Here is a 20,967-nt window from a genome sequence, read left to right as displayed (position 1 = left end):
GAAAGTGTGAACCTACCGATTTGTAGCTGCTAAGCGTAATTTCACGAATACCCTCGGTGCTATTGCTATTGTCCATAACCCAATCATTCCGTATCTAAAAAAATCAGCAATAGCTTCCTCCGGTAAAAACAACTTAAATCCTTCTTTAATTAGGATTATACCTATTAAACCGATAACGCAAGCTATTACTTTTTGTACCCATGACTTTGATATGCTGAAATTAACTTTCTCTCTTTCCCATACATATCCAAGTATCGAGAATGCTAATAATCCACTTGCTTGATATGCTCCTTCTTGATCTAATCTGCCGTTTGTTACTCCGTGATACAGTGGTAGCAAAACAATAGGAATGATAATAGCTATCGCTAAACAAATCCGATTCGACAATGTGCTAAGCAGTTGATTACGGATGATAAGCGACGTAATTAGTACGATAACAGCTCCAAGAAACCATCCGAACAAGACATCTTTTGGAAAGTGCACACCAGAATAAAGTCTTGAAAAACCTACCGCAATGATCATGAGGATTGCAAAAATAGTAAATGATCTTCTGCGAATAACGGATGCTAGAAAAGCCCATACCGCAAAACTATGCTGTGAATGACCACTTGGAAAAGTATATCCACCTTGATCGACTAAAGGCTTAATACGGTCCGCATGCATAATAAACGGACGCGACCATTCAAATAAATCTTTCAAAAACACATTGACATAATAACTAACAAAAAGAACAATCGCTAACTGGAAACCAACTCTTTTGGATACTAGCCAATAAATGATCGGTAGTAGTATAGTGAAGAACGTCACTTCACCAGTAAAATTAATGATTTTCACAATAGTATCTACGAAACTTACTCGTAGTTCCATAAGGCTTTGCAGCAAATCAACTTCCCAATCCAAAAAAGATGACATCTAGCAATCCCCTCCATATACGATTATTGGTATAATGTTACAATTAATAGTATATGGATTGTACTATGTTGTAAATGACTACAGATTATCTGGCATTAAACATTTTGTAAAAAAGCTGAAAGAGCAATCATCATTATATGACTGCTCCTTCAGCTTACAAATTACATATGGACGATCTTAAATTTTATTGAGTAGGTAGAATTTGCTTGTTATGTTATGAAAATTGTGACCACGGAAGTAAACCCGTTACCTCTTTCATGGTGCATTTTACACATAAATACTACGAGTAGCCCAGAAAGGTCAATGTTGCTTTATTAACGACATTAGGTTGCTCAAATATAAAGGAGTGGTTTGCTCCTGCAACTAGAAGAAGCTGTGCATGTGGCAATACCTTACGTGCATAATCCATCGCTTTAACAGCAGGATATAGAAGCTCTTCTTCCCCGATCATAATTAACACTGGAAGCTTAAGTGATGCAAACTGCTCCTCGTCTATTTTCACAGGATACAAACGAAATAACGGCATGGAATGTTGAAATCCAGCAATAAGTTGCTCACGAAATACCTCGTTGAGGGGTTTATTGTGCGAGGATAGTGAACCAAAGGCTCGATCAATCCATTTTTCTGTATGAAACAGAAATCCAGGAAATGCATAATAAAAAAACTTCAAGCTTAGTCGATGAAAGGATGCAGCTGGGGCATAAAGGACTAATTTAATAATTCGAGACTGATGTGTTAGTGAATACCTTAGTGAAATATAACCACCAATAGAATGTCCTGCTAAGTACACTTTATCGAGTTCTAATTGATCCAGCACTTCATGTAGCCATTCCACGATTTGCTCCGATTGCAATATTACTTGATTGGCGATGCTTTTTCCAATATCTCCGATTATATCAATCGCATATACAGCATATTGCTTTGCAAAGGCAGGTACATTGGGGTACCATATCGCAGAGCTCATTGCATAGCCATGAATAAGAACTAGTGGAGGTAGCTTCGGATCTCCGAATTGCAACACATGTGTTTGTCCATATGTCGTCTCAATATTGAACGAATTTGCAGGTATACCAAAAAGCTTTAAACTCTCATCATAGCATTTCTCATATTGCTCACGATTGATTGCCTCACTGAAAATATCCATCCTACCGCCTCCTCACTAATGTGAAATATGCTTATGCTTTTTCTATTGTTCCCCCAAACAGATGAAAAAAATGTTTACATTACAACAAAAAAGCACATAAAGTTGACTTTTAAAGTCAGCGCTTTATGTGCTTGAATCTAATGTATATTAATCCATGCAGTCGTCAGAATCTTCTGCTGGTTTGGCATCTTCCATATTGATCTTGTCCGTTAATGTATCTCTTACAATAGAAATAACAAGTTGAAGCAAGTAATTGATGTCCGATTGGCTTTGTTGGAATGTATTCACTACTGGTATGCCATCCAATTCATCTTGTATACTAGCTATTTCTGCTTCAATTTTCGTGACCATTTCTGAATTATTGAACGACTCAAACGCAACCGCTTCTTTTTGCTTTTTCTTAACTGTAGTAATTAATTGTTGTACACGCTCGTGGTTCTGAATTTTTGCCTCTGCTTGACGATATTGCGTAACCTCTTCAGATTGAGCTAATAAATCTGCAAGTTCTCTAGCCTTCGCTTGAATATCTTCTTTCACACGTAATTCGGTAATTGTGTGAGACGGAATATCTGCCTTAATTCCTGTATGGCTACATGATCCGCCTGCATCTCCGCCATGTTGGAACATTTTAGCATCTAACTGTTTATCAAGTATCATTGTGTTAATTCTCTCCTATCGGTTATTGTGTTAATTGCGATTCAAATATTGGTTCTGCCTTAATATAATACGTTTGAGCTACTGTAACTTTCGCATTAAGAAGTGATCCAATCCATTCCTTAGGACCTTCTATATGTACTAGCTTATTCGATCTTGTTCGACCAGACAAGACATTTTCATTATTTTTACTAACACCTTCGATTAAAACTTCAATTTCTTGTCCTAATAATTGCTCATGGCGTTCCCGTGAGATCAATCCCAATAGCTCATTCAACTCATATAATCGACGCTTTTTCACTTCTATAGCAACATTATCTTCCATTACAGCAGCAGGAGTTCCTACTCTCGGAGAATAGATAAAACTATAAGCGAAATCAAATCCTACTTCTTTCACTAGTGAATATGTATCTTGAAATTGTTCTTCTGTTTCACCGGGGAAACCAACAATAATATCGGTCGTTAATACGACATTAGGTATCGCTTGTTTAATTTTGTGGACTAATGCTAAGTAATGTTCTCTACTATATTTACGGCTCATACGTTTCAACATAGCGGTACTACCGGATTGCACTGGGAGATGAATATGCTCTACGAGATTTCCACCTTTGGAGAGAACAGATATCAGATGATCATCAAAATCTCTCGGATGACTAGTAGTAAATCGAATTCTTGGAATATCTATTAGTGCTATATTCTCCATCAAGTTGCCAAAACGATAATCTAGATCGTCAAAATCTTTACCATAAGCGTTTACATTTTGTCCTAATAACGTAACTTCCTTATACCCTTCAGCAGCAAGTTGACGAACTTCAGCTATAACATCCTCCGGACGCCTACTACGTTCTTTGCCTCTTGTAAATGGTACGATGCAATACGTACAGAATTTATCACATCCATACATAATGTTCACCCAAGCTCGCAATCCATCTCGTTTTTTAGGCATATTCTCTATTATATCGCCTTCTTTGGACCATACTTCTACGACTAACTCTTTGCTGAAATAGGCTTCTTGCAATAATTGAGGTAAGCGATGAATATTATGAGTGCCAAATACGAGATCAACAAATGAGTGCTTTTGTAATATACGATTAACAACAGATTCTTCTTGCGACATACAGCCACAGACACCTAAAATTAGATTTGGATTTTTAGATTTTAACGTTTTCAAATGACCAAGTTCACCGAAAACTTTATCCTCTGCATTCTCTCGAATGGCACATGTATTAAGTAGAATTACATCCGCTTCTGAGCGACTTTCAGTAGCAGTATACCCCATTTGCTCAAATATACCCTTCATTACTTCTGTATCATGTTCATTCATTTGGCATCCATATGTATAAATGAGATAATGCCTACCAATACCTATTGTCTGCAATTCTTCTGGAATGGAAAAGTCATAATGAACTTCAATTTCTTCTTTACCTCGTTTTTTTCCATCTGTATAAATTGGAGCTGCATGTAGTTGAATATTACGTCCATTCATACGAATGGTTTGTGTACCGTCTTTTTCACTGATGAGTTTAGCATTAGAAAAGTTGAAATATTGCGAGTAATCTTTCGGTTCGTTAGACATTAACAATCACTCCCTCTTCTGCACCAGAAATATAAATGGATATATATCCTTAATTATACAATTATATCACTTTAGGATGGAGTAATCTATTTTGTTTGTTCAACAAAAAAGGCGTACAAATTGATGATCAATTTGTACGCCTTTTTGCAAGTCAGTATTAATTTAGTACAGTTAAAGTGAGTCCGTTATTTAAGTATGACCAGTACTAGTCAATAATCTCAGCAATATCGCCATTATTAACAGCTGCTGCATTTGCTTCATCTGTATCAATATGCATATCTAGTGCAAAGTCTGGTGATACACGAGCAATGACGTTTTCAAATACAACGCCACGATCTCCACCAACGCGAACACGTAATTTTTGTTTGTCAGCAATGCCCCATTTGTCGGCATCTGATGTATGGAAGTGAATATGACGTGCTGCAATAATCACGCCTTCTTCAATAGTTACTTCACCAGCAGGTCCTTGAATTGTAATTCCTGCAGAACCAGCAGTATCTCCTGATTCACGTAATGGAGCTTTAACTCCAAGTGCGAAAGAATCTGTACGAGATACTTCCAATTGAGTTGCTTTACGAGCAGGTCCTAAAATTCTTACTTTTGGAAATGATCCTTTTGCTCCAACTACTGCTACAGTTTCATTCGCAGCAAATTGTCCAGGTTGAGATAATGGCTTAAACTCAGTTAGTTGATAACCTTTACCGAATAACACCTCTACGTGTTCTTGGGATAGATGAATATGTCTTGCTGATACGCCTACAGGTACTTTTTTTTCCATTTCTCTTGCACACTCCAATATTATGTTTTTCTCTCTCATGTTTGAAACATGAAGAAAGACATACGACTATTATCGCATGTCTTTATCATAACACTTATCGCTTTAAGGGAACAAGCTATAGAAGGAATCTGTTATAAATTTGTAAATATATAGTTAATAATTATTTACCACTGCTTCATTAGAAATTGATATGCATTTCTCCACATTATTTTCTCAACTAATTCATGATCGTAATGCTGATGAAGAATTTCTTCGAGATGAACTAAATGTGATGGATTCGTTAGCCCATCTATATATTTATCAATTCCATCGAAATCAGAGCCAAACATAATATGATTTTCACCACCGAGATTTAATATATGATCAATATGTGGAATTAGATCGTCAATAGTAGCCATCTCTTCTTCAATGACAAACCATGGAACAAATGTTAGCCCTATAAGTCCGTCCCTTTCAATAATTGCCTTTATTTGTTCATCTGTCAGATTACGCGGATGATCACATATTGCTCTAACATTAGAATGCGATGCAATGATTGGTTCAGTACTCGTGTGATAAACATCCCAGAAACTTTTCTCAGATAGATGTGAAACATCTATCGTAATCCCCAACTGATTACATTTACGAACAAAATCATGACCTAAACTTGAAAGACCCGATCCTTGTGGCTCCAATACACCATCAGCTGCCCAATTCATAGCATTCCATGTAAGACCTGCAAAGCGCACACCAAGACGATGTAGAATAGAAGCTAGATATACATGCCCTTGCAAGCCATCTACTCCCTCTATCGACAGTATAGCGCCTACTTTGTTCGTTGCCTTACATCTTTCTACATCAATTGCTGAATCAACAAATATAACATTAGGATGACTTATTATTTTCTCATAAAATATTTCAACACATTTAAGTATAGTTAGAATATCTTTATTACGTTCAGATGGGATATAGATTGCGAATACTTGGATCATATAGTCTGATTTCAGTAGTCTGTTCAACGTTACATCTATTCTCGCTGAAAAGTCATCAGCATCAAACGCAATCGTATGATCTACCAACATTTTACTAAGCACATCACAATGAAAATCAATCTTCCTCACATCGCACCCTCCTAAAAACTTTACATATACTTCTTGCTTGAGCTTCTAGGTTATGAAAAGTTACTTCGTAAGCATATGCCAAACTTTTCATATATGGCTGTTGCATCTATAATAGCAAATAACCTGTTTACGTAGTAAACAGGTCCAATAATAGCTCATAAGTATTTTTCGTATGGACCGTTAGAAGCAGACTATCTCGGCTCAACAATTAGTTTAATAGCGGTACGGTCTTCACCATCAATTACAATATCTGTAAAAGCAGGTATGCAAATTAAGTCTACTCCACTTGGAGCTACAAACCCTCTTGCAATAGCAACAGCCTTTACGGCTTGGTTCAACGCACCAGCACCAATCGCTTGTAACTCGGCTGCACCACGTTCTCTTAAAACACCAGCAAGTGCACCTGCTACTGAATTAGGATTAGATTTCGCTGATACTTTTAATACATCCATGATAAGTACCTCCCCTAGAATGTTTGATAGACTCTACTTTACTAATACTATTCGAGTTAAGACGAATAATTCCTTCAAAATGTATTTTAAATATTCTAAATGTTCAGTCTTTTTATTTTGAAGAAAAAGCTACTTATTGCATAAGTAGCCATGATTCTTCTGTTAAGCGAATCTTCTCGATCTTTGTAGCTCTACCTGTTTGATCATCTAGCTCAGCGATGATCCCGTGAAGATGCCACTTTCCCTCATCTACCACAAAGCGAGTAGGCATTTGAGTTAAGAAACGATGCAAGACAGCTTCCTTCTCCATACCTAGTACCCCTTCTTTGGATCCTACCATACCAACATCAGTTAAATATGCTGTTCCTTGAGGTAAGATTGTATCATCGTTCGTTTGAACATGAGTGTGCGTACCAACGACGATGGAAGCTTGACCATCTAAGTACCATCCCATTGCAATTTTTTCAGATGTTACTTCTGCATGAAAATCAACGAGGATATGTGGCGTAATTTGTTTGGCTTCTTCAATCAATGCTTCTGCTGTACGGAACGGGCAATCGATCGGAGGTAAGAACGTACGTCCTTGAATATTGATAATAGCAAGCTTTTTGCCATGTACATTTATAATAGCCATACCTCTACCTGGAGCTACTTCTGAGAAGTTGGCAGGTCGTACGATTCGAGGTTCATCATCAATCCACTCAAAAATATTTTTATTATCCCAAGTGTGATTACCCATCGTAATGCCATGAATTCCCCAATTAAAGAAATCATTTGCAATAGGGCGAGTAATCCCTCTACCTGCTGCTGCATTTTCACCATTTGCAATAATAATATGAGGATTGTACTTGTCTCTAAGCGCTGGTAATACTTGTCGTACTGCTTCTCTGCCTACACTGCCTACTATATCACCAATAAATAAAACTTTCATTGTGTACCGTCCTTTATATAGAAGTAGTGCAAAAAGCGGACTTTGATGACGATGTGTCGCGTTGTAGCATATACGGCATCGAAGATGAATCGAACTTGGCAAGTCCGGTACGCGTGTACTAATAACGTACACTTGCGTTTCCGCCTTACTCAAGTAGCGCTCCATCTTCTCGGTCCTGAAAGCCCGCTTTTTGAACTTTCATTTTAATTAGCTAGTTCAAAAAAAGACATTGATAACGATGAGTAGGCTATTGAAGCTTAGTCTGCATCAAATATGAAGCAACTTTTTTGAACTTTCACTATAAGCTGAAAAATAGAGAAGTGGCTGAAATCAGCCACTTCTCTATTACAATTCATCGTTATTTTGCATATTCTACGGCACGTGTCTCACGAATAACCGTTACTTTAATATGTCCTGGATAGTCTAGCTCACTCTCGATTTTTTTCGTTATATCGCGAGCAAGACGGAATGCTTCTGTGTCATCAATCTTCTCAGGCTGTACCATGACGCGAACTTCACGTCCAGCTTGAATGGCATAAGATTTCTCAACACCTTCAAAGGATTCAGTAATATCTTCTAGTTTTTCCAAACGTTTAATGTACGTTTCTAACGTTTCACGTCGTGCACCTGGTCTTGCAGCTGATAAAGCATCAGCAGCGCCGACTAACATTGCAATTACTGAAGTTGCTTCTGTATCACCATGATGCGAAGCAATACTGTTAATTACTACTGGATGTTCTTTGTATTTCTTAGCTAACTCAACACCGATTTCAACGTGTGAGCCTTCTACTTCATGGTCAAGTGCTTTACCGATATCATGTAATAGTCCAGAACGTTTCGCAAGAGTAATGTCTTCACCTAATTCAGCAGCCATTAAGCCAGCTAAATAAGCGACTTCCATTGAATGTTTCAATACGTTTTGACCATAGCTTGTACGATATTTTAAGCGACCAAGAATTTTGATCAAATCAGGGTGTAAACCGTGTACACCAACTTCAAATGTAGCTTGTTCACCATATTCGCGAACACGATCGTCGATTTCTTTACGAGATTTTTCGACCATTTCTTCGATACGAGCAGGATGGATACGACCATCAGCGACAAGTTTTTCAAGTGATGTGCGAGCAATTTCACGTCTGATAGGGTCAAAGCCAGACAAAATGACCGCTTCCGGTGTATCGTCAATAATTAGATCGATACCAGTCAATGTTTCTAAAGCACGGATATTACGGCCCTCACGACCGATAATACGCCCTTTCATTTCCTCATTCGGAAGTGTTACTACTGATACTGTCGTTTCAGCGACATGATCCGCAGCACAACGTTGAATAGCAAGAGAAATGATATTACGAGCTTTCTTATCTGCCTCTTCTTTGGCTTGTTGTTCAATATCCTTAATCATTTGTGCTGTTTCATGTCGTACCTCTTGTTCAACATTAGATAGAATAATTGCTTTTGCATCTTCCATCGTTAAGTTGGAAATACGTTCTAATTCACTGAGCTGTTGCTTGTAAAGCGAATCGATCTGTTCCTGTGTTTCCTCAATTCGTTTCTCCTTGCTGGCTACAGTCTCTTCTTTGCGTTCAAGTGCTTCTAACTTTTTATCAAGAGATTCTTCTTTTTGAAGTAATCTTCTTTCTAAACGTTGTGTTTCGTTACGACGCTCACGAATGTCCTTATCAGCCTCTGTACGCACTTTATGGACTTCGTCTTTTGCTTCTAACACCGTTTCTTTTTTAACAGCTTCCGCGTCTTTTTTAGCTTGTTCAACGATTTGAACTGCGGCTTGCTCTGCACTAGAAATTTTAGCCTCAGCAATCGACTTTCGTAACTTGTAACCAATCCCAAAGAAAATTGCGCCAACAAGGATACAAATCAAGATCACATAAATATAATCCATCTTGTTCACCTCCTTGTTGCATACACCAAGGCATTGCTTGGGATGTTATTGTGTTTTAAACCGGTTCCATACCGTCTCAATTACGTCATTTGACGAATAAATAAACATTTTGTATCAATTCTTGGAAGTTAGATTGAAACAAAATTTGAAGGAATACTATTTCATTTTATCTGTTCACAAATTCAATTGTCAAGCAATTCCCTATTAATCTACTCATCTATATTACTTTTACGCTCATTTTCTACAAAATGCATGACTTTTCTTATTAATCCACTCGTATATCCTTTGCGTAGAAGAAAAAGTTGCAACTTTCTTCTTATTTCGCGATCTTCACCCGACAAACTTCGAAGTTTTTTCATTGCCTCGCGACATGCAGCGTCAAACTCATCTTCCTCATCAAGCTGTAACAATGCCATATCGATAGCATTTTGTGAAATACCTCTATTTTTCAAATCCTGGGCAATTCTTACTCTTCCTTTGCCTTGAATTCTAGTTTTCGATTGTACAAAAGCAATCGCATATTGCTCATCATTCACATAGCCATCACTTTGCAAACGTTCTATTGCATGCGAAATATGCTCAGCGTTAAATTCATGTCTTTTCAAATAATCTGCAATTTGTCTACTTGATCTAGCTTTTGTACCGAGATAACGAATAGCTTTAATATATGCCATATATTTGCCATTCACTTCTATAATCTCGGCAATTAATGAAGAAGTTAAACATTCACCCTTCATTAATCGATACTTAATGAACATATCTTCGTGCACTACAATTGGTTCCTCGATATGTTCGACGGACAGAATGTATTCTTTATTGTTCTTTCGATCAACTTTTACAGCCGTTATACAATGCTCCAATTGATTGTGAGCAGAATGTAATTCGCTCATATATAACAAATCCTCCTAAAACTTTTCATTAACTACTTGTTTTAACTATCTTGCTAATGAAATGTTACTTCGTAAGCATATACTAAAACTTTTCATTAACGACTTGTTTTAACTATCTTGCTAATGAAATGTTACTTCGAATGATCATAGTATACAAAAATCGCCGCTCTGCAATAGAACGGCGATATCATCAATTATGCTTAAAATTGCTCTTCAAAATCGTCGTCATCATCTTCTGTGTGAGTTAAGTCTGTTCCAGCATTTCCATTCAAATCATAAGTTGAACGAATTTGAGTTTCAATTGTTTTAGAGATTTCAGGATGATCCTTCAAATACTGCTTCGCATTTTCACGACCTTGTCCTAAACGCTCTCCGCTGAATGAGAACCAAGCTCCACTCTTCTGTACGATATCCATTTCAACGCCGATATCGATAATACTTCCTACTTTAGAAATACCTTCACCATACATAATATCAATTTCCGCTTGTTTGAATGGAGGAGCAACTTTATTTTTAACAACTTTAATACGAGTACGGTTACCAACGATATCGTTACCTTGTTTCAACGACTCAATACGACGAACATCTAGACGAACACTAGAATAGAATTTCAAAGCACGTCCACCTGGTGTAGTCTCTGGGTTACCGAACATTACGCCAACTTTTTCACGAAGTTGGTTAATGAAAATAGCAATGGTCTTCGATTTGGAAATCGCACCAGAAAGTTTACGAAGAGCTTGAGACATAAGACGAGCTTGTAAGCCGATATGAGAATCACCCATATCCCCTTCGATCTCCGCTTTCGGTACAAGTGCTGCTACGGAGTCAATAACGATAATATCAACTGCGCCACTACGAACTAGTGCTTCAGCAATTTCTAAAGCTTGCTCACCAGTATCGGGTTGAGAAAGTAATAGTTCATCAATATTAACGCCAAGTTTACTAGCATATAAAGGATCAAGCGCATGCTCAGCATCAATAAATGCCGCTTGTCCACCAATTTTTTGAACTTCTGCAATCGCATGTAGTGCTACCGTTGTTTTACCAGAAGACTCTGGGCCGTAGACTTCAATAACACGTCCACGTGGATAACCACCAATTCCTAATGCAATATCAAGAGCAAGTGAACCACTTGATATGGTTTCCACTTGCATATGTGTAGATTCACCTAACTTCATAATAGAGCCTTTGCCAAATTGCTTTTCAATTTGACGTAAAGCGTTATCTAATGCTGCACGACGATCACTCACTAGAGTCACATCCTTTAATATTTATATTTTCATGATAACCTTTTTCCGCCCACTTGCCAACACTTTTTTTCGAACACACATTCGTATTTTTCACCTCGCTTCTCAGAGCCACTTCTTTTACGCTCCGTAAAACGAAAAAGAACCGTGGCAAAGAATGATCTTTGCTACGGTTCTTCCATAACTATCTCTATTATAAACGTTTACAGTATTTGGAACAAGTTATTTTATTACAATAATTAACTATGTTCCTTAATTGCTTGCCATAATCGATATTGTAAATTTTTCACTGTTCTCAATTGAATGGAACTTCGATCTCCACTCAAAGATAATTGAAATACTTTCGTTTCTTTGCCACGTGCAGCTATTCCAATGAAGACCATACCGACAGGTTTACCTTCCGTAGTTCCAGGACCCGCTACGCCGGTTGTAGACACTCCGTAATCACTATCTAGCAGTTCACGCACACGCTCCGCCATAAGTTGCGCAGTAGAAGTGCTGACGGCTCCAGGCGCAGACTCACCTTCTAAGTGTTCCATCGGTATCCCTAACAATTTCTGCTTCATATCATTCGTATACGTTACAATTCCGCCATCGAAACAATCTGAGCTTGTTGGGACTTTCGTCATCAATAAGGAGAATAATCCGCCGGTGCAACTTTCAGCTGAGGCAATTGTCAGTTTTTTAGATTGAAGCAGATGTACAATTTCGACTTCCATTGGAATGTCTTCTTGAGCGTATAAATACTCTCCTACGAGCTTATCAATTTCAGCGACGGTCTCATCGATTTTACGGTTTGCTTCATCCAAACTATTAGCTTTTGTTGAGACGCGAATAGAAACTTCGCCTTCCTTCGCATAAGGAGCAATTGTTGGATCATCTTGAATCTCGATTAATGGTAGTAACTTTGCCTCGAGATTGGATTCACCTATACCTGCGAATTTAAGAAGTCGACTATATAATGGCTTTTCATCAGTCAAAACAGTTCGTAACCAATCAACGACAGGTCCATTTAACATTGTACGCATTTCTTTAGGTGGACCCGGTAATAGAACATACATCGTATGATCTTCGATTAAAGCATTACCGACAGCAAGACCCGCTGCGTTATGGAGTGGAGTCGCCCCTACAATTGAATGCGCTTGACGCACATTACTTTGTACCATCTCTAAACCTCGTGAGGAAAATAGATGTTCAATCGTTGCCATTGAAGGTTGATGGATTTCAAGTTCTCTTCCCAAATATTGTGCGAGAACATCTTTCGTAATATCATCCTGAGTAGGACCAAGGCCGCCAGTAAACAGTAAAAGATCTGCACGTGTACGTCCAATTTCGATAGCAGATTGAATTCTATCGGCATTATCACCTACAACCGTTTGAAAGTACACATCTATTCCTAATTCCGCTAATTTCAAAGAAATGTCGCGTGCATTCGTATTTACAATTTGACCCATTAACATTTCAGTTCCAACTGCAATAATTTCAGCCTTCATCAATACACCTCATCATCTGTTTGTTCGGATAGTAGTAGTAAAATCTAATAATGCACCCCTTCTATATTCCGAAGAGGTGCATTACATTATTCCACTGGAATTAATGATTTGTTTTTAATAAAATAATCTATACCTGAATAAAGAGTAATCGCCGCTGCAACCCAAGAACAAATAACATCAAATGGGAAGTCTATAAACACAAACGGGAAATTATTCAAAAGAATAGCGATAATCATCGTTATTTGAATAGCTGTTTTCCATTTGCCCCAAGTACTCGCAGCAACAACTTTACCTTCAAGTAAAGCAATTTGTCTTAGTCCAGTAACCGCAAATTCACGACTGATAATAACGATAGCTATTAGAGCACTTAACTTATCCATTTCAACTAATGCAATCAATACAGAAGCAACCAATAATTTATCGGCTAATGGATCAAGTAACTTACCTAAATTGGTAACTAAGTTATTTTTGCGGGCGATATAACCGTCCACACCATCCGTACTAGCTGCAATAATGAAGATTAGCACTGCTATTACTTGAGTATAAGTAATCGTGAAATTAGATAAAGTGAACGATCCTAAGTTAACATTAACAAGTAAGAAAAACAAAACAACAGGCACTAAAAATATTCTAGCTATCGTAATTTTATTAGCTAAATTCAAAAAAATCCCCTCCAATCAGCCCCACTTATTTCTATTATCGTAGGCCAGACTCCATGACGAGTACTATGTATGTAAGCTTATTATCTATCGAAAATTAGTAAATTGCAAATCTATAGGTAATTCAGCGCCTCGTAATAAATTCATCACGGCTTGTAGATCGTTTTTACTTTTTCCAGTGATCCGTAATTGATCACCCTGAATTTGACTCTTCACTTTTAGCTTAGAATCTTTAATTAGATTATTGATTTTTTTAGAGATATCTTGTTCGATCCCTTGGCGAATCTTAATTTTTTGACGAACTGCTCCACCAGATGCCCCTTCTACTTTACCGTAGTCAAGGTTTTTCGTAGGCACACTTCGTTTCACCATTTTATCGATTAGAATATCAATCGTATTTTTAAGCCTGTTATCATCATCGCTTAAAATAGTTAACTCTTCTTTTTCTACCGTAATTTTTGTTTTACTTCCTTTGAAATCAAAGCGTGTTCCAATTTCACGTTCTGCTTGTGTTACTGCATTATTTAATTCTTGTAAATCAACTTTTGATACAATATCAAATGAATTTTCGTTACTCATAATAATCCCCTCTCATTAACAAACAAAACGACAGCTATTCAGCTGTCGTCGTATCTTCTACATCAGCTGTGTCTAGTTTTAATAGTATACGTGCTTTTTCGATATCCTCATCTTCAATTACGACACCATCTAGCGTCGCTTCAATATAACCCGCATAACGCATTGAGATATAGACATCTTTGGTCACATCAAAGTTAAGAACTTCTCCATCATTCATCGTAGCATAATGAAGTCGGGTACCATTTTTGCCACCTTCATATACTTCGATCCAGCTAGCACCACCGGATGCGGTCAGTTTTAAGGAGTATGTGTCTTTCATAGGACTAACTAAAAACACATTATCTCGACCATTTTTTTCAACAAAAGTAATGGATACCGGTCCAACTGTAGGAGTCGGTGTTGGTGTAATTACTGGAGTCGGTGTTGGTGTTACTTTTGGAGCAACCGAATTGTCTGTAATTTGTTTACCATTTCCATTTCCATTTTCTACAGGATCAGCTTCCTTATTAGCGAAATAATACCATATAGCAAAAGCTATTAATCCAATAAAACACCACATGAGCACTGTAAATCCTATTTTTCCGAACTTCTCTGATGAAGCAGAACGCATTCTTTTTGGCTTACGAGCAGGAATCGGTTCATTAACCACCGTTTCAACAGCAGGCACTTCATCATGATAATATTTCAATACTTCCTCAGAATCTAACCCAACTGCTTCGGCGTAATTTTTAATAAAAGCGCGAATATAGAACTTTCCAGGCAATACATTATAATCACCTGATTCTAATGCTTCTAAATAACGCTTTCTAATTTTGGTTACATCTTGTATTTCTTCCAAAGACATTTTCTTTTCTAATCTAGCTTTTTTTAATACTTCACCTAATTCAGACACATTATATCCTCCTTTCAATTTTAGAATTCTTCAGTATAATGTGTAGTAAACGTTTCATAAGTTATTTCTTCATCTGGTGTATTTCTCAGTTCAACAATAATATCGAAATGACTATAATCATAATTTGATTCCCGTATAAAAATGTCTGGATGCTCAATCACTTTCGTTGAAGGCAACGACATAATTTCCTGAATTAAGGAGTAGTGACGTTCATTGGATCGAATTGTACTAACGATACCATCAATAATAAATATATTGTTAGGATCCATTTCTTGATCAGAAAGTTGGCTTCTAACCGTTTGTCTTAATAATGTAGATGATACAAATGTCCAACGTTTATTAGAGCATACACTTCCTGCAATAATTGATTCTGTCTTCCCAACTCGAGGCATACCACGAAGTCCAATAACATAATTACCGTCTCGCTTAAATACTTCTCCTAGAAAATCTACTAATAAACCCAATTCATTCCGAGTGAATCTGAACGTCTTACGATCATCAGAGTCACGTTCAATATAACGACCATGACGAACTGCCAAAATGTCAACAATGGTTGGAGTTCTTAATTTATTAACAGTAATGTCATCGACCTTAGTTAATAGCTTACCCAAAAGATCGATTTTTTCATCATCATCTGTTTGTAAAAGTAAACCACGAGTATGATGATCTACACCATTAATTGTTAAAATATTTACTTCGAGCATCCCTAACAAAGAAGCAATATCACCGAGAAGACCTGGTCTGTTCTTATGTATTGTATACTCCATATACCATTGTTTGTGTTCCAAAACTGTCACCATCCTATGCCATTAAGAAAAAAGTATTTATAACCTATTATTTATTCTACAAAATTCAACACTTTCCTGCAAACTTTATGAGAAAACCTTTATCTAGACCTTTCAAGGATGAGCGACCGCGTTTATAAGGTAGTTTTTATCACCAAATAGAATTTGTCCATCGGTACGCTCTGAAATTAATAAAATCTATTGTGGTAAAACATCACAGAAAAGCCTCCAATTCAGGAGGCTTTCCGCATATCTTAATTTTGAAAGTGAGGAATGAGTTCCAATTAGGATTTTTCTGCCAATTTGACCATCAATTTGGCGATGGCATGACGATCAGAATCGTCACCGACATCCCATAATTGCTTCAGTACGGCTTGTTCATTATTTTTCGGATCTACACGTTCATCTAGAAATGAACCAATCTCATATGCGAGGTTAGATATCGTTTCTTCAGAGAGACCTAAAGTTTTCCCTTGCGCTACGCGATCCTTCAAAAAATCTTTCCAAGACTCAAACTGATCTAGTACTGTTGACATTCAAATCGCCTCCTAAAATATTTCTTAGCTTCCCGATCATTTTCTAACAAATCATGAATCGGAGATGAACGCTAAGCTCATTTGTTGATTGTTCTCAACAGTCATTATTGTGTGTAAATGAACAATAAGTATGCTGATACAATAATGCCAACTTAGGAAGTTTTGTGAAACTAAGTTAACCAACCACCATTAGGACTAATAATTTGACCAGTAATATAAGAAGATTCCGGCAAGGAAAGGAAGTATACAAGTGAAGCAATTTCATCTGTCGAGCCAAAACGGCCGATTGGAATCTCTTGCTCCAAAGCTTCTTTTTCCTCAGTATTGAAATCATTCATCATTTCCGTTTGTACAACTCCAGGTGCAACTGCATTTACAGTAATTCCTGAGGGTGCGAGTTCTTTTGCTAATGCTTTTGTAAATGCATTCATTCCACCTTTTGTAGTAGAATAGAGTACTTCACAAGCAGCACCAGTCATGCCCCATACGGAAGAGACATTAATAACACGACCATACTTATGTGAAATCATATGTGGCATGAAGAGTTGCGTACAAAGGAACATTCCCTTCAAATTGACATTCATTACATAATCCCATTGTTCTTCCGTCACATCCATCAGCATCCCATAATGTGATATGCCGCCATTATTAACAATAATATCAGGTGTGACATTCATGCTATCTAATTTCTCTTTCATGCGGTGTAGCTGCTCTTTGGAGCTAAGATCAGCTGAAATCGTTATAACCTTCGCTCCAAACGCCATACATTCACGAGCCGTTTCATTTGCTTGCTCATGTGAATTGAGATAATGAATAACGATTTGATAACCTTCCTTAGCAAAGCGCTTAGCAATTGCAGCGCCAATACCACGGCTTCCCCCAGTTATCAGTACCGTCATTTCTTGAAACGATCGATTCATTATGCTTTTGGAGACTCCACGATTGAAATAGCAAGTTGATCAAAATTAAAATGATCTACTAAACGTTGATTAACGTCTGCCAACGTGCACTCCTCATAATATTTAAGCACATTAAACATATCGCAATTACGGAATCTGAACTTAGTAAATTCACTTGCGATTGCTTCAGGGGAATTGAGCATTCTTAGATAGCTACCAATTTTTTTACGTTTAATACGATTAAAGTTCTGTTCATTGATACCAGTTTTCAACGTTTGTTTCACATATTGTGAAATTTCTTCAATTAATGTATCTGGCTGCGGTGTATCTCCGCCAATAACAGAAAATGCGTATTGTTCTGAGCAATTATATTCATAACCGAAAGAATCATAAATCAACTGTTGATCATATAGGCGCTGATAAAATGCTGAACTGCTACCAAATAGTACATCAAGCATGACTTTACTAACAACTTCTTGCTTTACAAGTTCTTCACCTGACAATGTAACTTCAGGTTCTTTGAACCCTAGCATTACTTTAGGTAAGGAAACCGGCAATTGAATAACCTTTTTGCGTTCTTTGATTGGACCTGGCTCAGGCTCAAAGAAACGATTAATTTCTTCAATTGGAGTATAAGTTTTGCCTGCTTGATTAGATCGAACTAATTCCATCATTTCCTTAGCATCTACTCCACCAACTATAAATAACAACATATTAGATGGGTGGTAAAATGTATTATAACAACGATACAGTGTATCTTTATCAATTTTGTAAATGGATTCAACCGTTCCAGCAATATCAATTGAAATCGGATGTTTTTGATACATTGCTTCAAATAATCCGTAATAGACACGCCAATCCGCATTATCACTATACATATTAATTTCTTGCTCGATAATTCCTTTTTCTTTATCTACATTTTGGTCTGTGAAATATGGATTTTGCACGAAATCAATTAATGTGGTTAAGTTTTCATTTATTTGCTCTGTTGCTGAGAACAAATAGACCGTTCTGTCGAATGAAGTAAAGGCATTAGCAGCAGCTCCTTGCTTAGCAAAGGTAGCAAAAATATCACCCTCTGGTTCTTCAAACATTTTGTGCTCTAAGAAATGGGCAATCCCATCTGGCACTTTAACAGGTGGATTGTTACCAACTGAAAAATGATTGTCAATAGAACCATATTTCGTCGCAAAAGTCGCATATGTTTTCTGAAATCCCGGTTTAGGCAATACAACTACTTCTAATCCATTAGGCAGAACTTCACGGTATAATGTCTCTTCAACTGCATCATATTGTAAAATATCCATCTTTATACCTCCTGACGATCTCTTAAGAAGTAGATCGTATCCAGTTCAACTTGTTGCGCTACAGCCTGCACGTCACTAATCGAGATCGATTGAACTTCTGTTAGCAATTGATCAATCGTACGATTGGTGTTAGCATATCGATTATTAAAGTCAAAACCAAGCATATCATTCGCATTATCGAACATTTCACGTAATGAATTAGATAACATTGCGATCGTTTGTGACAATTCAACTTCCGTAATATTACCAGTTTTCATCTCGGCAATTTGCTGCTCAATAATTTTTAATGCTTTTTCATAATTAGCAAATTCAATACCTGATTGAATTGATAGTATGCCTTTGTGTCCATCTAATCTAGAGGCACAATAATAAGCCAAACTTTCCTTCTCACGAACATTAACAAAAAGCTTAGAATGAGGGTAACCACCTAGAATACCATTGTATACTAATGCAGCAGCATAATTAGGTGAAGCATAGCCCGTATTCATTCGAAGTCCTAGATTCAATTTCCCTTGATTCACATCTAGCTGTTCAACAATTGTTTTTACTTCGTCAACATTGTGTTGGACATCTGCACGCTCATAAGGTTGAGGTGAGCGATCTGGCAATGTAAAATACTGCTCAATATAGCCCATAACTTCCTCTAGTGTCGTATCACCTACGACATAAATATCTAGTTGAGCTTGAGTTAACCATTGTTGATAACGATCAAATAATGTTCTTGCATCTACATGAGGTAAATCTTCTAAGCGACCCGCTACATTAAGTCGATATGGCTCATTTGCACACATCTCTTCCATACAACGTTCTGATGCATAGCGGATTTTATCGTTAATAACGGATTCTAATTGTTTCTGCAGAGTCTGCTTTTCGGCATCTACATAAGTTGGGCGGAATTCTCCGTTTTCTACCAATGGCTGTGTAACCATTTGTCCCACATACTTTATAGCTTCAGATAGCAAGGAAACCTCACTATTTACAAAGCGGTCATTAATAACATCCATTCGAAATTGTACAAATTGTGTGTTTCCACGCTTCGTAATATTGAAACCAAATCCAGCGCCATATAGTTCATCTAGCTGCTCACGCAAGGCAATCGTCTCAGGTTTATTGGCTGTACCTCTACGTAATACATATGGAATAAGAGCAGTTGAAGTAACCGTCTCCTCCTGCAATGGTGTTCCTGCGAATAATGTAATGGTAAATGTTTTGAAACGATTTGTTGGTAATACATGTACATTTAAACTTTGCACAGTTCCTTTTTGGAAATTCATAATTATTATGGCTCCTTTCTATAGTAGCCTTCCTTATTATTCTAACTTATGCGAAATGGAAGAAGCAACCACCAGACAAGCTCTGAATGATTGCTTCTTTACAGCATGATTATTTACAAAAAATATGTTTCCCGATCGTCATAATCTGCTGTCTAGTCCAAATCCAACCTGAAGTTGCAGTATCCGGGTTAAAATAATAAATGCAGCCGTATGTAGGGTCATTACCATTAATGGCATCCCTAACAGCCTTTTTCGCAGTTTCATTAGGAGTCAGATAGATCTGACCATCAGCTACTGCAGTAAATGCTCTTGGTTCGAAAATCACACCGTAAACCGTATTTGGGAAATCGGGATGCTTCACTCGGTTCAAAATAACAGCAGCTACTGCCACTTGACCTTCATAAGATTCACCACGAGCTTCACCATATACAGCATTCGCCATAAGCTGAATATCATTTTCTGATAATCCTAATAGATTTGATTGACCAGTACTTGTTGAACTAGAATTTCCACCACTACCTGAACTTGATCCTGAGTTTGAACCAGAATTGGAACCTGATCCAGCAGTCATTGAGGAATTCCAATTCGGAGTTGCTTTGACTAACTTTTGTTTCGTACCCTTACCTACTACACCATCGGATGTTAGACCGAACTCCCATTGAAACCATGTCACAGCATTTTTCGTCTGTGAACCAAATGCACCATCAACTGCTCCGTTAAAATAACCCAAATACTTCAATCTACCCTGTAATTCACTCACATCCGAACCGTATGATCCAACCTTCAAAATTGCAGAACTGAAAGTCGGTACAGCACTTTGTTCGCTATACTTGTTATACATGAATAGAGTCGTAAAAAGCATTGATACAATAACTAAAACAGTTATTTTACGTAATTTCATGTTCATTGCGCCTTTCTCCTATAGCATAATCAATAGTCATTTTTGACTTGCACATAGT

General features: G+C 37.3%; 21 protein-coding genes. All 21 read right to left on the bottom strand.

Going from position 1 to position 20,967, the window contains the following annotated elements:
- Positions 1-12: 12 nt before the first annotated feature.
- Positions 13-912 carry a phosphatase PAP2 family protein gene (locus NV377_RS03345; protein WP_258199745.1) on the bottom strand — a complete coding sequence of 300 codons (900 nt, stop codon included), beginning with the start codon at positions 910-912 and terminating at the stop codon, positions 13-15.
- Positions 913-1,192: 280 nt separating this feature from the next.
- Positions 1,193-2,056, bottom strand: coding sequence for an alpha/beta fold hydrolase (locus tag NV377_RS03340; protein ID WP_258199744.1), 864 nt, complete (start codon positions 2,054-2,056; stop codon positions 1,193-1,195).
- 147 nt (positions 2,057-2,203) lie between these two features.
- Positions 2,204-2,713 carry a YlbF/YmcA family competence regulator gene (locus NV377_RS03335; RefSeq protein ID WP_258199743.1) on the bottom strand — a complete coding sequence of 170 codons (510 nt, stop codon included), beginning with the start codon at positions 2,711-2,713 and terminating at the stop codon, positions 2,204-2,206.
- Positions 2,714-2,735: 22 nt separating this feature from the next.
- Positions 2,736-4,286 (bottom strand): tRNA (N6-isopentenyl adenosine(37)-C2)-methylthiotransferase MiaB, encoded by a 1,551-nt coding sequence (gene miaB / locus NV377_RS03330; RefSeq protein ID WP_258199742.1) that lies wholly within the window; start codon positions 4,284-4,286, stop codon positions 2,736-2,738.
- A gap of 205 nt (positions 4,287-4,491) precedes the next feature.
- A complete protein-coding gene (gene pduL / locus NV377_RS03325) occupies positions 4,492-5,064 on the bottom strand; it encodes a phosphate propanoyltransferase (protein WP_258199741.1) in 573 nt (190 codons plus the stop codon).
- Between the two features lie 164 nt (positions 5,065-5,228).
- Positions 5,229-6,164, bottom strand: a complete 936-nt coding sequence (locus NV377_RS03320) for a dipeptidase (protein ID WP_258199740.1) — start codon at positions 6,162-6,164, stop codon at positions 5,229-5,231.
- Positions 6,165-6,355: 191 nt separating this feature from the next.
- Positions 6,356-6,616 carry a stage V sporulation protein S gene (locus tag NV377_RS03315; protein ID WP_028597363.1) on the bottom strand — a complete coding sequence of 87 codons (261 nt, stop codon included), beginning with the start codon at positions 6,614-6,616 and terminating at the stop codon, positions 6,356-6,358.
- A 133-nt stretch (positions 6,617-6,749) separates the two neighbouring features.
- Positions 6,750-7,547 (bottom strand): TIGR00282 family metallophosphoesterase, encoded by a 798-nt coding sequence (locus NV377_RS03310; protein WP_258199739.1) that lies wholly within the window; start codon positions 7,545-7,547, stop codon positions 6,750-6,752.
- Positions 7,548-7,905: 358 nt separating this feature from the next.
- Entirely contained in the window at positions 7,906-9,447 is a 1,542-nt protein-coding gene (gene rny / locus NV377_RS03305) for a ribonuclease Y (RefSeq protein ID WP_258199738.1), read from the bottom strand.
- A 209-nt stretch (positions 9,448-9,656) separates the two neighbouring features.
- Positions 9,657-10,337: a regulatory protein RecX gene (locus tag NV377_RS03300; RefSeq protein WP_258199737.1), complete on the bottom strand. Its 681-nt coding sequence runs from the start codon at positions 10,335-10,337 to the stop codon at positions 9,657-9,659.
- Positions 10,338-10,537: 200 nt separating this feature from the next.
- Positions 10,538-11,587 (bottom strand): recombinase RecA, encoded by a 1,050-nt coding sequence (gene recA / locus NV377_RS03295; protein ID WP_308860051.1) that lies wholly within the window; start codon positions 11,585-11,587, stop codon positions 10,538-10,540.
- A gap of 236 nt (positions 11,588-11,823) precedes the next feature.
- Complete coding sequence (locus tag NV377_RS03290; RefSeq protein WP_258199735.1) at positions 11,824-13,077, bottom strand: competence/damage-inducible protein A; 1,254 nt, start codon at positions 13,075-13,077, stop codon at positions 11,824-11,826.
- Between the two features lie 86 nt (positions 13,078-13,163).
- Positions 13,164-13,739, bottom strand: coding sequence for a CDP-diacylglycerol--glycerol-3-phosphate 3-phosphatidyltransferase (gene pgsA, locus NV377_RS03285; RefSeq protein ID WP_258199734.1), 576 nt, complete (start codon positions 13,737-13,739; stop codon positions 13,164-13,166).
- Positions 13,740-13,823: 84 nt separating this feature from the next.
- Positions 13,824-14,315: a YajQ family cyclic di-GMP-binding protein gene (locus tag NV377_RS03280; protein ID WP_258199733.1), complete on the bottom strand. Its 492-nt coding sequence runs from the start codon at positions 14,313-14,315 to the stop codon at positions 13,824-13,826.
- A 34-nt stretch (positions 14,316-14,349) separates the two neighbouring features.
- Complete coding sequence (locus tag NV377_RS03275) at positions 14,350-15,207, bottom strand: helix-turn-helix domain-containing protein (protein WP_258199732.1); 858 nt, start codon at positions 15,205-15,207, stop codon at positions 14,350-14,352.
- Positions 15,208-15,227: 20 nt separating this feature from the next.
- Complete coding sequence (locus NV377_RS03270) at positions 15,228-15,995, bottom strand: DUF3388 domain-containing protein (RefSeq protein WP_258199731.1); 768 nt, start codon at positions 15,993-15,995, stop codon at positions 15,228-15,230.
- Between the two features lie 281 nt (positions 15,996-16,276).
- Complete coding sequence (locus tag NV377_RS03265; protein WP_258199730.1) at positions 16,277-16,528, bottom strand: DUF3243 domain-containing protein; 252 nt, start codon at positions 16,526-16,528, stop codon at positions 16,277-16,279.
- 170 nt (positions 16,529-16,698) lie between these two features.
- Positions 16,699-17,448 (bottom strand): elongation factor P 5-aminopentanone reductase, encoded by a 750-nt coding sequence (gene ymfI / locus NV377_RS03260; protein ID WP_258199729.1) that lies wholly within the window; start codon positions 17,446-17,448, stop codon positions 16,699-16,701.
- Positions 17,448-18,734: an EF-P 5-aminopentanol modification-associated protein YfmH gene (gene yfmH / locus NV377_RS03255; RefSeq protein ID WP_258199728.1), complete on the bottom strand. Its 1,287-nt coding sequence runs from the start codon at positions 18,732-18,734 to the stop codon at positions 17,448-17,450. Before yfmH ends, ymfI begins: the two co-directional genes overlap by 1 nt.
- 2 nt (positions 18,735-18,736) lie before the next feature.
- Positions 18,737-20,008 (bottom strand): EF-P 5-aminopentanol modification-associated protein YfmF, encoded by a 1,272-nt coding sequence (gene yfmF / locus NV377_RS03250; protein ID WP_258199727.1) that lies wholly within the window; start codon positions 20,006-20,008, stop codon positions 18,737-18,739.
- Positions 20,009-20,117: 109 nt separating this feature from the next.
- Positions 20,118-20,909, bottom strand: a complete 792-nt coding sequence (gene sleB / locus NV377_RS03245) for a spore cortex-lytic enzyme (protein ID WP_373425801.1) — start codon at positions 20,907-20,909, stop codon at positions 20,118-20,120.
- Between the last annotated feature and the right edge of the window lie 58 nt (positions 20,910-20,967).

It is taken from the genome of Paenibacillus endoradicis (genome assembly GCF_024721975.1).
The sequence above is the reverse complement of the archived record's forward strand: the minus strand, read 5'-3'. Positions and strand labels throughout refer to the sequence as shown.